Source organism: Ancylomarina sp. YFZ004, assembly GCF_054254355.1.
In genome coordinates this window covers 196,504-210,782 of record NZ_JBTCHQ010000003.1, presented here as the reverse complement: position 1 = coordinate 210,782, position 14,279 = coordinate 196,504, and the positions used below count along the sequence as shown (strand labels likewise).

The following is a 14,279-nucleotide window of genomic DNA, read 5'->3' as shown; positions in this document are numbered from 1 at the left end:
TGGTTCTTTTTATGAACTATTTAATTGTAGTGCTTTATCACGTTTCAGACTATTAATTTCACTTAAATTATTGAATCAATGGAAGCCTCAGAAATTTATGACAATGACCTTGTTAATAGAAATTGCAAAGATTTTATAGAATTCCCTCAAATTAAATGGTTTAATGCCTACAGAGATGAACAGTTAATTAGCCGTAGATCTGACTTGTTGGAATTCATAAAAGAGAGTATGCTATTTAAGGGTACAAAACCTTTCTATAATCAAATCTCGAAGGGCTGTAAGTTGTGTGGGGCAGGCTTTTGGAGCTGTTTGTTTATAACAGGTAAATGCAATGCGAATTGCTTTTATTGTCCTACATCGCAAACTCACGACGATTTACCTACGACTCAGGGCTTAAGTTTCGAATCTGCTGCAGCATATGCTGAATATGTCAACCATTTTAAGTTTAAAGGTGTTGGATTTAGTGGGGGAGAACCTTTCTTAGTTTATGATAGAGTTGTTGAATTTCTGAAAAAACTGAGGAAAAAATGCTCGCCCGATTTGTATGTTTGGATATATACCAATGGGATATTGGTTGATCAGGTGAAGTTGAAGAAATTGGCCTCGCTGGGCTTAAATGAAATAAGGTTTGATATAGGAGCAACAGACTTTAGCCTCGATAAAGTAAGAATGGCTAAGGGTATTATTGAAAATGTAACGATTGAAATTCCTGCCATTCCTGAGGAATTGGAAAGAATGAAGTTGCTCTTGCCTGAGATGATAAAGGCGGGTGTGACTAACCTTAATCTTCATCAGCTTAGGCTAACGAAATATAATGCACCTAAACTTCTAAAAAGAGACTATACTTATGTTGCCGACGAACGCCCGCTTGTTCTGGAATCGGAAATAATGGCTTTGGAATTGATTAAATATGCTGCCGATTCTCATCTTAAAATAGGAATTAACTATTGCTCTTTCAACTTTAAACATCGCTTCCAGAAAGCAGGATTCCGTTCTCAAATTGCTAATGCTTTAGCCGAAGACTCCGAAATCATAAATTCGAATGGGTTTGTTCGTAATTTGAATGGTCATCAGTTAAATTATGAAAGAATTACCGTGACTGATTTCGATAATCGGAATGGCCTGACACTGGATTTAGAGCATAAAAAATACAGTATAAAGAGAGACGCTATCATGAAAAATATTGAATTGACCTTGCCGCAGTTATCTGAAGTGGAGATATTAATCAGTGAAGGTGACAAGCAAATTCCAAAGGATGAATTTCTATATGAAATATGGAGAATGGAACATATCGAAAATAAACTTCGAAAGTTTTAATTAGAATGCCATACCGAATTATAAAAGGCTCAAAAGCATTTCTTCATGAGTCAATATATAGTCTGCTTCCAGAGGCAAAAGAGTGTATAAAAGAGAGTTTGAGATTTGCTGCTGTAGTAGAGTCACAAACTCTCTTTTATTAGTGGTTTTTGAGGGAATAAAAAGCGAAGTCAAATTTACTATTGTGTCATGATATTTATAGGTTTTAACATGTGTATACATGTAGACATTAATGTGTTGCGTTATATAATATTGAATCTAAATTAAGTTTATTGTTTTGATGTGATGATTGTACATAAAAATAAATACTTATATTAATTGCTTCTTTACTGATAATCATGAGATAGGATTCAAATTAAACCCCAATACCTAGAACATCTTCAAATAAAGGGAGTATCAGAATGATAAATGCCAAACGAGAATTATCAGGGAGGCTTAAACATTAAAAACTAAAGCTATGAAAAAAGTATTTCTATTGTTTTCAATCCTGATTTTTGGATGCTATGGCATGCAATCTATTGCTCAGGATACAGAAAAGGTTCTAGTCCCCAATATCTCTAAGTCATATGAAGGTAAATGTAAAAAAGGTTTGGCTCATGGTAATGGTGAAGCAAAGGGTATAGATACCTATTCAGGACAATTTAAGAAAGGCCTCCCTCAAGGCAATGGAACTTATGTTTGGCAAAATGGGGATTATTACATTGGTCAATGGCATAAAGGACAACGTAGTGGAGAAGGGGAATTCCATACTAAGATTATTGATCGGGATACTGTGTATGCTGGTTTGTGGAAACGAGATAAGTATATTGGACAGAAAACAATACTGCCAACTATAACCTATAAGTCGAGTGTAGATCGATATCGTTTTAAACGAATTGGTGATGGTAATTTAATTAGTATTCAGTTTAAACAGAATGGAACGACAAATACATCAATAACATCTTTAACTGTAGATGGAGATAGTGGCACAGAGGTACAGAAAGGGAACTGTTTTTGTTTTGAGAATTTTGTATTGCCATTTAAATGCTCTATTCGTTATAATACCCCTAGTAAATTGAAGCAAATAAGTTACGAAGCTAGGTTTGAATTTGAAATTACACAAATGGGAAATTGGGAGTTGATTTTGCACAATTAAAGAGAAGTTAACTCGTATTAAGCTATAAGTATTGCATTGCGAAGGCTAGAAGTGTTAATTAAGTCTTAATAATAGACCAAAAACTCTTTTTTTTATTTGGCATCCCAAATAAAAAGCTTTTCTTTGTGCAAAAATTTATCAATTATTAAAAGATTTAAGTTATGACTATTGCTAAAGATAAGGTTGTATCAGTTATATATGAGTTAAAGACTGAGCTTGAAGGTGAGATCATCGAGAAGGCAGTTGCTGAAACTCCATTGACTTTCCATTGTGGTGCAGGACAAATGTTAGAGAAATTCGAAGCTAACCTAATGGGATTATCTGTTGGTGCTGCTTTCGATTTCAAATTGGCTACAGAAGAGGCTTATGGTCTTGCTTCTGAAGAGGCTGTTATCGAGTTACCAAAGAACATTTTTGAGGTAAACGGTGAGTTCGATTCAGAAATGATTAAAGAAGGTAATGTTGTACCAATGCAAGATAATTCAGGACGTCGTATGAACGGTATCGTTCTTGCTCTTGGTGAAGAAACAATTAAGATGGACTTCAATCACCCATTAGCTGGTGACGATTTGTTTTTCAAAGGTGAAGTTATCGAGGTTCGTGAAGCTACTGAAGAAGAAATGGATGCTATTAAAGCTGAAGCTAACGGGTGTGAGCCAGGTGGTTGCGGTGGCGGATGTTCTTGCTAATCCTTTAAGGAAATTATCAGAGTTGAATTGATTCACTCTGTAAAGATATAACCCGGAAGTCATTGACTTTCGGGTTTTCTTATGCCTTTAATTTTTTATTAAACCACAGATTATACTGATTTACACAAATTAGTAAATCCTAATTCATCACTCATAATTCTTCATTCGTAAATTATTGTATATTTAGGCTTCAATAAAAAAAGCTGAATATGACAAAGAAGAAGATGCCATTATATGTGAAGATTCTAATAGGTATGGGACTGGGTGCAATTGCAGGTCTCTTGGCAGTTAAAATGGGTTGGGATGAATTTACCTTTAATTGGATAAAACCTTGGGGAGCTATCTTTTTAAACCTTCTAAAACTGATTGCTGTTCCTTTGATTTTTGTCTCACTAGTTAAAGGTATTTCTAGTTTATCGAATATATCTAAGTTATCTCGAATTGGCTTTAAGACTATTTCTCTCTATGTTCTCTCTACAGTAATTGCTGTGAGTTCGGGTTTGATCTTGGTCAATACCATTCAACCGGGGAATACCTTCCCCGAAGAGAAAAAGATTGAACTACAGGAAAAATTCCACAGCACTGTAGATCTTAAAAAGGATCAGGCAGCTAAGGTTAAAGAAGAAACACCACTGCAATTTTTTGTTGATATGGTACCTTCGAATTTCTTTCGGGCTGCCAGTGATAATACCAAGATGTTACAGATTATTTTCTTTGCCATTCTTTTTGGTATAGCTATGGTCTTGTTAGAGGAAAAGAAGATTCTTGTAGTAAAAGATTTTTTTAATGGGATCGATGCTATTATTCTTAAAATAATCGATCTAATTATGGCTTTTGCGCCTTATGGTGTATTTGCACTTATTGCTGGTTTGATTGTTGATTTCTCGGGAGATGTGGATTTATTTGCAGCATTAGGCTTGTACGCTATTACTGTGATTCTGGGGCTACTGGTTATGATTTTTATAATTTACCCACTCTTCTTACGTATATTCACTCCTATTTCATATCGCGATTTCTATAGAAAGATGAGTCCTGCACAACTCTTGGCTTTTTCAACCTCATCTTCAGCAGCTACTCTTCCTGTTACTCTTGATAGAGTTGAGAATCATTTGGGCGTAGCTAACGAAGTGGCCAGCTTTGTTTTGCCAGTTGGTGTTACCATTAACATGGATGGAACGAGTTGTTATCAAGCTATTGCAGCAGTATTTATTGCGCAGGTATTTGGTGTACCTTTGGATATTTACGATCAACTACTCATCGTGATGACTGCAACCTTGGCTTCTATTGGAACACCAGGAATTCCAGGTGGGAGTATTGTGATGCTCATTATTGTTCTATCATCGGTTGGCATTCCTGTGGAAGGGCTTGCTCTGATCTTAGGTATCGATAGACCACTTGATATGTTGCGAACCGTCGTGAATGTAACAGGAGATGCTACCGTCGCTACAATTGTGGCACAAACTGAGGGGAAATTGAACTACGATCCTAAACTGATACCTCAAACAGTAGAGGTCAAAAAATAGGAAATAAGCTTAAAAAATAAACCTGACAGATTGGATATGTATCTAATCTGTCAGGTTTTTCTTTATTTGTGTCTTTGAGTCAATAGTTCAACGACTTCTTCCAGTTTATAGCCTTTAGCGGATAGAAGTACCAAATAGTGAAACATCAAGTCAGCCGCTTCTCCCATAAACAAATCCTTATTGTCGTCTTTGGCTTCAATCACCAATTCAACAGCTTCTTCACCGACTTTTTGAGCAATCTTATTCATGCCTTTTTGAAATAAACTTGCCGTATACGATTTCTCCGATAGGTTTTTCTTTCTTTCCTCAATAACATCTTGTAATTGTAATAAGAAATCAATTTCTGAGCGTTCATTTTTCTCACTCCAACAGGTATCTGAACCGGTGTGACAAACAGGGCCCTCAGGATTGACTTTAATAAGCAAGCTATCTTGATCACAATCCAAACTCATGCTGATAAAATTGAGGTAATTGCCACTGCTTTCTCCCTTGGTCCATAAACGCTCCTTACTACGTGAATAAAAGCAAACGCGTTTTTCATCTAGTGTTTTTTCTAGCGACTCCTTATTCATATAGCCCAACATCAATACCTTTTGAGTTTGAACATCTTGAATAATGGCAGGAGCAAGGCCATCACCTTTGCTGAAATCTATTTGATTGATTAATTCTGTATAATTCATAATTGGATTTGTAATAAATGTTTTTTCAATTCATCCCAATTGGCCTCTGTTTAAATTGCTTTTGTATTATCTATAGCTATAGTAAGACCGGGATCCGCCTTAGGCGGATTGTTCGAAAATCACCCGGCCGCACTTAAACTTTAGGTAAATAAGAAAGTAATTATAAAAGCAGCCTTGATTTTTTTTGCTTCGTTTTTTGGATTAAGCAAAAAATGATGTGGGGTTTGGGGCAAAGCCCCATTTCTAAACTATAATCTAACAGGAATGTTTTTTCCCTTTAAAAATTGTTTGAGTTCAGGGATTTCAATTTCCTTATAGTGAAAAACACTAGCTGCAAGTGCTGCATCCGCTTTCCCTTCAATAAAAGTATCTGCGAAATCTTGCATGTTTCCTGCACCTCCTGAAGCAATTAGAGGAATGTTAATCATCTGCGAAATTTCAGCAAGGGCTTCATTTGCAAAACCATTCTTTGTTCCATCATGATTCATTGATGTAAACAAGATTTCACCAGCACCCCGTCTTTCAGCTTCCTTTAGCCAATCGTAAAGCATAATACCTGTTGGAATTCGTCCACCGTTTAGATAAACTTCCCAACCTTTTTTAGTTTCTCGTGCATCTACAGCTAAAACCACACATTGTGAGCCAAAGCGATTCGCCAATTCTGTAATTAATTCAGGATTACGGACAGCAGATGAGTTAATAGCAATTTTATCAGCACCAGCCTTGAGAACTTCAGCTACATCATCACAACTACTAATACCACCACCAACGGTGAAAGGAATATTAAGAACCTGAGCCACTTTCCCAACCATATCGAGAAGGGTTTTGCGTTTTTCGTGAGTGGCCGTAATATCTAAGAATACCAATTCGTCAGCGCCTTGTTCAGCATAAGCTTTAGCTAACTCAATAGGATCGCCAGCGTCCTTTAAATCAACAAAGTTGACGCCTTTTACCGTTCGCCCATCCTTAATATCCAAGCATGGTATAATACGTTTCGCTAGCATAATTATCGTATAAATTCATTAACTAAATCTTCTACCTTGATTCTATCTTCGTAGATAGCCTTTCCGATGATAACTCCAGCACAATCGGTTTGATTCAAAGCTCTCACGTCTTCGATACATGATACACCACCACTGGCAATAAGCTCAATTTCTGGAAATTGTTTAAGGATAGCTTGATAAAGCTCAATTGCAGGTCCTTGTAGCATACCATCTTTAGAAATATCGGTGCAAATCACTCTTCGTATGCCTTTTTTCATAAACTTTTCAATAAAAGCGAAGAGTTCAATACCCGAATCTTTTTCCCATCCTGATGTGGCAATAAACCCGTTTTTAACGTCAGCACCTAAGATGATACGTTCCGGACCATATTCTTCTAAACAAATGTCGAATAGATCAGGATCACTTACCGCCAAGCTTCCAAGAGTAATTTGTGCTGCACCAGATTCAAAAGCTAGGTCGATATCTGTTTTTGACTTTAATCCGCCACCAAAATCAAGTTTCAAGTTGGTATTCTTGCTGATTTCTTTCAATACAGAAGTGTTACAGATGTGTTTAGAGCGAGCTCCTTCAAGATCTACAAGATGAAGTTGTGTGATACCAGCATTCTCAAAAGCCTTTGCAACCTTTAAAGGATTTGTATCGTATATGATTTTAGTATCGTAATCTCCCTTGGTCAATCGAACGCATTGTCCTCCAATAATATCAATTGCGGGAATGATTTCTATATTTTGCATGCTTATAAGTTTATAAAATTGCTTAAGATCTGTTCGCCTATAGCTCCTGATTTCTCCGGGTGAAACTGACAAGCATAAAAATTAGCCTTCTGAAGACTGGCAGAAAAATCTCTGATGTATTTTGTGTTGGCTACCGTAAATTTATTTACTGGCACATAATAGGAGTGTACGAAATAAACAAAACCTTCATTAGCAATTCCTCCGTACAAATCGCCTTTTATTTGATTAATTTGATTCCAACCCATATGTGGTACTTTATCTTCCGCAGGAAACTTAAGGGTCTTGATAGGAAAAATACCTAGACCTTTTGTATTGCCTTCTTCAGTTTGTTCACACATTAGCTGCATGCCTAAGCAAATACCCAATACAGGTTGTTTAAGTTGAGGAATCAATTTATCTAAACCTGTTTCTTTCAGCTTTTTCATCGCCCAAGAAGCTTCACCAACTCCAGGGAATATCACCTTATCTGCCTTACGAATAGTCGTTTCACAATTGGTGATCTCAGCATTTACGCCAAGGCGTTCAAGTGCATATTTAACAGACTGAACATTTCCAGCTTCATAGTCGATAATCACTATATTTTGTTTGCTCATGTCTTTATCCTATAAAAGTCCCTTGGTCGAGGGCAGTTGTAAATTGTTTACATCACGTTTAATAGCCATACGAATGGCTCTCGCAAAGGCTTTGAATATGCCTTCAATTTTGTGGTGTTCATTCGTGCCTTCTGCTTTTATATTCAAATTACAGAAGGCTCCATTACTGAATGATTTGAAAAAGTGAGAGAACATTTCTGTTGGCATATCTCCAACCATTTCTCGTTTGAAATCTGCTTGCCAAACCAATTCATTTCTACCACCAAAATCGAGAGCAACTTGTGCCAAGCAATCATCCATAGGTAAGCAGAATCCGTAACGTTCTAGTCCAAGCTTATCACCTAGTGCCTTTTTAAAGGCTTCTCCCAAGGCAATTCCTGTGTCTTCTATGCAGTGGTGTTCATCAACGTTTAAGTCAGCAATAGTCGTTATTGATAAATCAACACCTGAGTGTTTTAGAATCTGTTTCAACATGTGATCAAAGAAGTTCAATCCCGTATTGATATTGCCTTTACTACTGCCATCTAAATCCAATTCAATCCTGATTTGTGTTTCAAGAGTGTTGCGTTCAACTAAAGCTGTTCGTTCGCTTAAACGTAAGAATTCATAGATTGCGCTCCATGATCTTGTTCTAAGAGCAATTCTATTTGCAAACTCATTCTCATCGTCCAATGAATTATCATCTGAATTGATGAAAATTGCTTTGGTATTCAGGTTTTTCGCTAATTCAACATCTGTCCATCTATCGCCAATTACAAATGAGTTCTCTAAATCATACTCATCTGAAAAATATTGCTCTAAAAGGGCAGTACCTGGTTTACGAGTTGGAGCATTGTCTTCAGGAAAAGTTTTGTCTATAACAACTTCATTAAACGAGATACCCTCATTTTCTAAAGCTTGCATCATTTTATTCTGAGCAGGCCAAAAGTCAGCTTCAGGGAAAGAATCTGTACCCAAACCATCTTGATTAGTAACCATGACCAATTCAAAATCGAGTTGAGAAGCAATTTTGCCTAAGCCATGAAAAACGCCGGGATAGAATTCCAATTTTTCCAAGCTGTCAACTTGGAAATCGGTTGGTGGCTCCATTATGAGAGTGCCATCTCTATCGATAAAAAGAACTTTCTTTTTTGGTAATGTATTTTGCATGAGTTGATTTATTTTGGTTGAATAGTTAAAGGATTAATTCTTCTCAAACTCTTTGAGGGCCTTGTATAAACTTTGGTTTTCAATGGTGGTTCCAATACTTATTCTTAGGCAATTCTTAAGCTGTGAAATAGTGGTTCTGTTTCTGATAATGATACCTTTTTCAATTAAAAACTGATAAAGAGAATTGGCATCCTTAACTCGAATAAGAATGAAATTAGCTTGAGAAGGGAATACTTTTTCTACGTACGTAAGGCTTCTTAGCTCTTTTAGCATACCATCTCTTTCTTTAAGCAAGAGTTTTATTTCATCACGATTATTCTTTTCATTACTTAAACGTTCAAGAGCTTTCTCCTGAGTCAACGTATTGACATTATAAGGCGGCTTAATCTTATTTAAGACCTCGATAATCTCAACTGATGCTAATCCAATACCTAAACGAATTCCAGCCATTGCCCAAGCTTTAGATAGGGTTTGTAGAATCACAAGGTTTGGATACTGATCAAGTTCTTTCACCATGCTAGCATCATGTGCGAAATCGATATAGGCTTCATCTAAAACTATAACACCCTTAAATTCTGACAATAGTTTTACTAATACCTTCTTGTCAATTAGATTGCCAGTTGGATTATTAGGCGAGCATAGAAATAAGAGCTTTGCATCATTATTCTCAAGAATGGCTTTTACGTCTGGTTGAAAATTAGAATCCAACTCAAGCTCTGCGATTCTCAGATCATTTATTTGCGCAGCTACTTTATACATACCATAACTTGGTTTGCAAAAAACAACTTTATCCTCACTTGGCTGACAGAATGCTCGCATCAATAGATCAATAATCTCATCGCTACCATTGCCTAAAATTATTTGCTTGGCAGATATGTTCTTAATTTCAGCCAAACGCTCTTTCAATTTCCATTGCTGAGGATCAGGATAACGATTGACGCCATTGTCAAAAGGATTTTCGTTAGCATCTAGAAAAACAGAACTTGTACCCGAAAACTCATCCCTAGCAGAAGAGTAGGGAATGAGTGTTTTCAGATTGGTTCTTATTAAATCTTCTAATTTGAATTTTGTACTCATCTTATTTGCGATTTAAGCGTATTCTTAACAAGTTCTATTTAATCGAATGCTAACTGCGTTTTTGTGAGCTTCCAGTTGTTCTGCCTCTGCCATTATTTCGATGCTAGGGCCTAAATTTTCTAAACCTTTGCGTGTAATTTTCTGAAAAGTTATACTCTTCATAAACGATGCTAGTCCAACACCTGAAAATGATTTGGCATAACCATTCGTTGGCAAGGTGTGATTGGTTCCTGATGCGTAATCTCCAGCACTTTCGGGTGTGTAATTTCCAATAAAGACTGATCCTGCATTTTGGATGCCATTCAATATCTCATCTTCATTCTTAACAGAAACAATTAAGTGCTCTGGTCCATATAAATTGCTAATCTCAAGAGCTTCTTCAGCTGATTCTACCAAAATCATCTTTGAATTGTTTAGAGCTCTTGTTGCAATAGCTTCTCTCGAAATATTCTTAAGTTGTTTGGCTAATTCAACCTGTACTGAATCTAAAAGTTGTGAATTCCAACTAAGCAATATGACTTGGCTATCTGGGCCGTGTTCAGCTTGTGATAAAAGATCGGCAGCTACAAACTCAGGAACTGCACTTTCATCAGCCATAACAAGAACCTCCGATGGACCAGCTGGCATATCGATAGCTACACCAAGTTTACTAGCTGTTTGCTTAGCTGCTGTAACAAATTGGTTACCCGGACCAAAAATCTTATAAACATTTGGAACCGATTCCGTTCCTAAAGCCATTGCACCTATGGCTTGTATACCACCCAACCTGAAAACTTGTTTAATACCAACCAATTTACATGCATAAAGAATAGCAGGATTAATTACACCATTCTTATCCGGAGGTGTACACAAAACAACTTCCTTACAATTTGCTATTTTCGCTGGAACACCTAACATCAGAACAGTCGAGAATAGAGGCGCAGATCCTCCTGGAATATACAAACCCACTTTGTCGATTGGTGTAAACTTTCTCCAGCAGGTAACGCCTTCGGTAGTTTCAATAACCTTTGATTCTGTTTCTTGAGCTTTGTGGAATTTCTCTATATTCTTAGCTGCAAATTGTATTGCTTTCTTTAATTCATCAGAAATTAGTTGTTCTGAATCATCTATCTCTGATTGGCTTACAGCTAGTTCATCCATTTTTACTCTGTCGTAAAACCAAGTGTACTTTCTTAGTGCGGCATCACCGTCGGCTTTAACTTCTTTAAAAATTTGGTTTACAACTTCGTCCATTTCCTCTAATTCAATAGTAGGGCGAGCTAAAATTGTATTCCAATCGTTTTTCTGTGGGTATTTTATTGTTTGCATTGTCTTAAGTTTTAATAATTAAAGAATCATTTTTCCGATTGGAATAGTTAAAATACCTTCAGCACCATTGGCTTTGAGTTGATCTATAACTTCCCAAAAATCCTTATCGTTGATAACGGTGTGAATAGAACTCCAATCTTTATCCATTAGAGGCATTACAGTTGGACTTTTCATTCCTGGTAGAATACTATTGATTGCTTCAATTTTATCGTTAGGAGCATTTAGTAGGAGGTATTTGTTGTTTTTTGCAGCTAAAACTGCACGCATTCTAAACAGCAAATTAGATAGAAGAGCATTCTTTTCATCCGAAATGTCTACGTTTTTCACTAAGCAGGCTTCTGAAGACAGAATCTCTTCAACTTCTTTAAGTCCATTTTTGAAAAGAGTACTTCCAGAGCTTACGATATCGCAAATAGCATCAGAGAGGCCAATGTTTGGAGCAATTTCTACTGAACCTGAAATAACGTGAATCTCTGAATCCAGATTGTTCGTATCTAAGAAGGCTTGTAATGAATTAGGATAAGATGTTGCAATTCTTTTGCCATTGAAATAATCTAAGCCTGTGTATTCTTCATCTTTTGGAATGGCCATTTTTAATCGACACTTCGAGAAACCAAGCTTCTGTAGAATTTCAACTTGTTTTTGTTTTTCAATGACCACATTTTCACCAACAATGGCAATATCGGCAACACCATCTTGTACATATTGTGGAATGTCTGAATTTCTCAGATAAAGAACCTCCAGAGGGAAGTTACGCGCTTGTGCTCTTAACTGATCTTTTCCGTTATCTATTGAAATGCCACATTCTTTAAGAATTTGAAGAGAATCACTTTGAAGTCTTCCTGACTTCTGAATGGCAATTTTTAGTCTTGTACTCATTTTGTTTTTTTTGTTATAAAACCTGAAACCAGAAATGGGTACAAACAAGAACGCCAACCTGGAATCAGGTTGGCGTTAATAGTTATGAATTAATTATTTAAAATTTTCACATAACAGTATCAGCTCACCTGAAGTAAGAATAAATGATGATGCTGATGATGTTGTGTTATGAAAGTCATTGTTGTGTGTATTGAATCTTGTGCTTGTTTTTAAAATTGAACTCTAAAAATGGGTGAAACAAAAACGCCAACCTGATGTCAGGTTGGCGTTGATAGTTATGAATTTATTACTTGAGATCTTCACATAACATCATCGGCTCACCTGAGGTAAGTTAAAATGATAATGATGTAGTGTTATAAAAATCATAGTTTTTGCGTTTTATCTGCGACAAAGGTTAGGATTAAAATTATTAAAAACAAACCGACTTGCTTGAGTTGATTTTCAAAAACGGATTGAATGTCTATTGTATTGCCTATGAATACTGTCGGTTTGGTTCTTATGATTTTTTAAAATAAAATTTTGAAATGGATCAGATTCAATATTTTTATAGCCTATTCATGTGATGAATATTTTGGCATTTTTAGTATATTTGCATAGAATTTTTGAATTAGAACAATTAATAACAAGAAACTATGGCGAGTAGAAGAAAATTAAAGAAAGATATTGACTTTTTGACTTTTGAAGTTATTTCTGATTGCTACAATTATATTTACCTGCACCCAGGAAACGAAGAGAAGGTTTTGGAAGTTATAAAGGAAACTGTTGCTAATCGTAATAACCTTGTTGCACGCACGAACCATCCTGATGGTAAGGATAATGCTAAGTTGGTAAAGGAGCATTACAAAGCAGTTTTTAAAGAACTAATTGATAATACTGATGCTTCGTTCACAAAATTGAGTGAACTGATTAAAGCATAAGTTTCCTAAACGAAATAATTCTAATAGCTTTGCCACTCTGGTAAAGCTATTTTTTATTTATGAAAATTGAAAAGAAAATTCAAATCGAAGGCTTGGGTGAGATTGTTCTGAAAAAAGATTCGCGCTTTAAACGTTTATCTTTGAGAATGGCTCCCAATAAAGGCATTTGGCTTAATGTTCCTCCTCAGTTTAATTGGAAGACCGCGATTGATTTTGCAAACACTCATAAGGATTGGATCGAAAAAAACAGATCTAGAATTCTGGCTAAAGAAAAACAAAACTTCTTTTTCGATTCAGATACAGTTTTTAAAACCAAGTATCATGAATTGAAAATGAATCCGAGTCAGGATAATAGAGTTAGAGCTAGTGTCAAAAAAGGAATGATTGAGATTAATTATCCAGAAAACTTTGATTTTAAAACGGAAGGGTTTCAGGATTTTATAAAAAAAATGATAATTGAAACCCTAAGAAAAGAAGCCAAACATGTTTTACCTAAACGTTTAGATGAGTTGGCTCAATCTTTTGGTTTTAAGTTTAATAAAGTTTCAATTCGAAATGCAAGTACCCGTTGGGGATCGTGTTCTGGTGATAATAATATCAGTTTAAATCTACATTTAATGCGTTTGCCTGAGCATTTAATTGATATGGTCTTACTTCACGAATTATGTCATACAATTGAGAAAAATCATTCAAAATCCTTTTGGGATTTGTTAGATAAAGTTTGTGATAATGTGCCTGCAAAACGTAAGGAAATGAAAGCTTATACGACACATTTTTAGATGAAAAAAGGATTAATACAAAGAAGATGAATAAAGAAATATATATTCTGGTTGGAGTGAGTGTTTTTGCATTTTTGTTAGGGACTCTCTTGAAAAAGAAATTTTCAAAGAAAGTAGTCGAAGAGCCAAAGATTCACAAATCTCAACGCTCAAAAATGGCCAAGCACTCACAAGAAGTCTCAGATAAAAAGCAAACTAAACATCCTAAAATCAAAAGCTTTTTTCTTTGGCTACAAGTTGTGGTCTTATTTTTTATTATTGTCTTTATGATACCAGCATTATCTCGTGATATTATGCTCGCAGATGGCAATTACGATCAAAAGCTAATTCTACGAATTTTGATTGTTGCTTTTGCAGCTTATACCTTATTTGTTGGCCTAAATAAGCTTTTTAAGAAAAAAGGGAAGTGGTGAACTGATTAAAAATATTTATTTTAGGCTCATTTGGGGCTATCAGAAGAGAGTTTATTTATCTATTTAGACGAATAAACTTTTT

At 35.7% G+C, this 14,279-nt stretch carries 15 protein-coding genes; 7 read left to right on the top strand and 8 right to left on the bottom strand.

Going from position 1 to position 14,279, the window contains the following annotated elements:
- Window positions 1-78: 78 nt before the first annotated feature.
- The 4 genes from ACXR6G_RS06475 to ACXR6G_RS06460 all read left to right on the top strand — a co-directional run bounded on the left by ACXR6G_RS06475 (window position 79) and on the right by ACXR6G_RS06460 (window position 4,664).
- Window positions 79-1,317 carry a radical SAM protein gene (locus ACXR6G_RS06475; RefSeq protein ID WP_458360595.1) on the top strand — a complete coding sequence of 413 codons (1,239 nt, stop codon included), beginning with the start codon at window positions 79-81 and terminating at the stop codon, window positions 1,315-1,317.
- 457 nt (window positions 1,318-1,774) lie between these two features.
- Complete coding sequence (locus ACXR6G_RS06470) at window positions 1,775-2,452, top strand: hypothetical protein (protein ID WP_458360594.1); 678 nt, start codon at window positions 1,775-1,777, stop codon at window positions 2,450-2,452.
- A gap of 161 nt (window positions 2,453-2,613) precedes the next feature.
- The gene (locus ACXR6G_RS06465; RefSeq protein ID WP_458360593.1) at window positions 2,614-3,141 is read left to right on the top strand and encodes an FKBP-type peptidyl-prolyl cis-trans isomerase; all 528 of its coding nucleotides are present in this window, start codon (window positions 2,614-2,616) and stop codon (window positions 3,139-3,141) included.
- Between the two features lie 209 nt (window positions 3,142-3,350).
- A complete protein-coding gene (locus tag ACXR6G_RS06460; protein WP_458360592.1) occupies window positions 3,351-4,664 on the top strand; it encodes a dicarboxylate/amino acid:cation symporter in 1,314 nt (437 codons plus the stop codon).
- A gap of 62 nt (window positions 4,665-4,726) precedes the next feature.
- On the opposite strand, the gene hisIE is transcribed toward ACXR6G_RS06460, so the two are convergent.
- The 8 genes from hisIE to hisG all read right to left on the bottom strand — a co-directional run bounded on the left by hisIE (window position 4,727) and on the right by hisG (window position 12,088).
- Window positions 4,727-5,344, bottom strand: coding sequence for a bifunctional phosphoribosyl-AMP cyclohydrolase/phosphoribosyl-ATP diphosphatase HisIE (gene hisIE / locus ACXR6G_RS06455; RefSeq protein ID WP_458360591.1), 618 nt, complete (start codon window positions 5,342-5,344; stop codon window positions 4,727-4,729).
- A gap of 248 nt (window positions 5,345-5,592) precedes the next feature.
- Entirely contained in the window at window positions 5,593-6,348 is a 756-nt protein-coding gene (gene hisF / locus ACXR6G_RS06450) for an imidazole glycerol phosphate synthase subunit HisF (protein ID WP_458360590.1), read from the bottom strand.
- Between the two features lie 2 nt (window positions 6,349-6,350).
- Window positions 6,351-7,082, bottom strand: a complete 732-nt coding sequence (gene hisA, locus ACXR6G_RS06445; protein WP_458360589.1) for a 1-(5-phosphoribosyl)-5-[(5-phosphoribosylamino)methylideneamino]imidazole-4-carboxamide isomerase — start codon at window positions 7,080-7,082, stop codon at window positions 6,351-6,353.
- 2 nt (window positions 7,083-7,084) lie between these two features.
- The gene (gene hisH, locus ACXR6G_RS06440) at window positions 7,085-7,675 is read right to left on the bottom strand and encodes an imidazole glycerol phosphate synthase subunit HisH (protein ID WP_458360588.1); all 591 of its coding nucleotides are present in this window, start codon (window positions 7,673-7,675) and stop codon (window positions 7,085-7,087) included.
- A 9-nt stretch (window positions 7,676-7,684) separates the two neighbouring features.
- Entirely contained in the window at window positions 7,685-8,824 is a 1,140-nt protein-coding gene (gene hisB, locus ACXR6G_RS06435) for a bifunctional histidinol-phosphatase/imidazoleglycerol-phosphate dehydratase HisB (RefSeq protein ID WP_458360587.1), read from the bottom strand.
- Window positions 8,825-8,857: 33 nt separating this feature from the next.
- On the bottom strand, window positions 8,858-9,901 hold the full coding sequence (gene hisC / locus ACXR6G_RS06430) for a histidinol-phosphate transaminase (protein WP_458360586.1): 1,044 nt from the start codon (window positions 9,899-9,901) through the stop codon (window positions 8,858-8,860).
- Window positions 9,902-9,925: 24 nt separating this feature from the next.
- Window positions 9,926-11,209, bottom strand: coding sequence for a histidinol dehydrogenase (gene hisD / locus ACXR6G_RS06425; protein WP_458360585.1), 1,284 nt, complete (start codon window positions 11,207-11,209; stop codon window positions 9,926-9,928).
- A gap of 18 nt (window positions 11,210-11,227) precedes the next feature.
- On the bottom strand, window positions 11,228-12,088 hold the full coding sequence (hisG, locus tag ACXR6G_RS06420) for an ATP phosphoribosyltransferase (protein WP_458360584.1): 861 nt from the start codon (window positions 12,086-12,088) through the stop codon (window positions 11,228-11,230).
- Between the two features lie 632 nt (window positions 12,089-12,720).
- Here hisG and ACXR6G_RS06415 point away from each other — a divergent pair.
- The 3 genes from ACXR6G_RS06415 to ACXR6G_RS06405 are packed head-to-tail and all read left to right on the top strand — an operon-like array spanning window position 12,721 to window position 14,197.
- On the top strand, window positions 12,721-13,005 hold the full coding sequence (locus ACXR6G_RS06415; protein ID WP_458360583.1) for a hypothetical protein: 285 nt from the start codon (window positions 12,721-12,723) through the stop codon (window positions 13,003-13,005).
- Between the two features lie 59 nt (window positions 13,006-13,064).
- Window positions 13,065-13,784 carry a M48 family metallopeptidase gene (locus tag ACXR6G_RS06410; protein WP_458360582.1) on the top strand — a complete coding sequence of 240 codons (720 nt, stop codon included), beginning with the start codon at window positions 13,065-13,067 and terminating at the stop codon, window positions 13,782-13,784.
- A 26-nt stretch (window positions 13,785-13,810) separates the two neighbouring features.
- On the top strand, window positions 13,811-14,197 hold the full coding sequence (locus tag ACXR6G_RS06405) for a hypothetical protein (protein ID WP_458360581.1): 387 nt from the start codon (window positions 13,811-13,813) through the stop codon (window positions 14,195-14,197).
- Window positions 14,198-14,279: the final 82 nt, after the last annotated feature.

What these genes read in the sequence shown, in the direction of transcription:
- hisF (WP_458360590.1), bottom strand. Translation starts at nt 6,348, where the DNA reads ATGCTAGCGAAACGTATTATACCATGCTTGGATATTAAGGATGGGCGA.
- ACXR6G_RS06475 (WP_458360595.1), top strand. Translation starts at nt 79, where the DNA reads ATGGAAGCCTCAGAAATTTATGACAATGACCTTGTTAATAGAAATTGC.
- ACXR6G_RS06405 (WP_458360581.1), top strand. Translation starts at nt 13,811, where the DNA reads ATGAATAAAGAAATATATATTCTGGTTGGAGTGAGTGTTTTTGCATTT.
- ACXR6G_RS06465 (WP_458360593.1), top strand. Translation starts at nt 2,614, where the DNA reads ATGACTATTGCTAAAGATAAGGTTGTATCAGTTATATATGAGTTAAAG.
- ACXR6G_RS06415 (WP_458360583.1), top strand. Translation starts at nt 12,721, where the DNA reads ATGGCGAGTAGAAGAAAATTAAAGAAAGATATTGACTTTTTGACTTTT.
- hisG (WP_458360584.1), bottom strand. Translation starts at nt 12,088, where the DNA reads ATGAGTACAAGACTAAAAATTGCCATTCAGAAGTCAGGAAGACTTCAA.
- ACXR6G_RS06470 (WP_458360594.1), top strand. Translation starts at nt 1,775, where the DNA reads ATGAAAAAAGTATTTCTATTGTTTTCAATCCTGATTTTTGGATGCTAT.
- hisC (WP_458360586.1), bottom strand. Translation starts at nt 9,901, where the DNA reads ATGAGTACAAAATTCAAATTAGAAGATTTAATAAGAACCAATCTGAAA.
- ACXR6G_RS06460 (WP_458360592.1), top strand. Translation starts at nt 3,351, where the DNA reads ATGACAAAGAAGAAGATGCCATTATATGTGAAGATTCTAATAGGTATG.
- ACXR6G_RS06410 (WP_458360582.1), top strand. Translation starts at nt 13,065, where the DNA reads ATGAAAATTGAAAAGAAAATTCAAATCGAAGGCTTGGGTGAGATTGTT.
- hisIE (WP_458360591.1), bottom strand. Translation starts at nt 5,344, where the DNA reads ATGAATTATACAGAATTAATCAATCAAATAGATTTCAGCAAAGGTGAT.
- hisD (WP_458360585.1), bottom strand. Translation starts at nt 11,209, where the DNA reads ATGCAAACAATAAAATACCCACAGAAAAACGATTGGAATACAATTTTA.
- hisB (WP_458360587.1), bottom strand. Translation starts at nt 8,824, where the DNA reads ATGCAAAATACATTACCAAAAAAGAAAGTTCTTTTTATCGATAGAGAT.
- hisA (WP_458360589.1), bottom strand. Translation starts at nt 7,082, where the DNA reads ATGCAAAATATAGAAATCATTCCCGCAATTGATATTATTGGAGGACAA.
- hisH (WP_458360588.1), bottom strand. Translation starts at nt 7,675, where the DNA reads ATGAGCAAACAAAATATAGTGATTATCGACTATGAAGCTGGAAATGTT.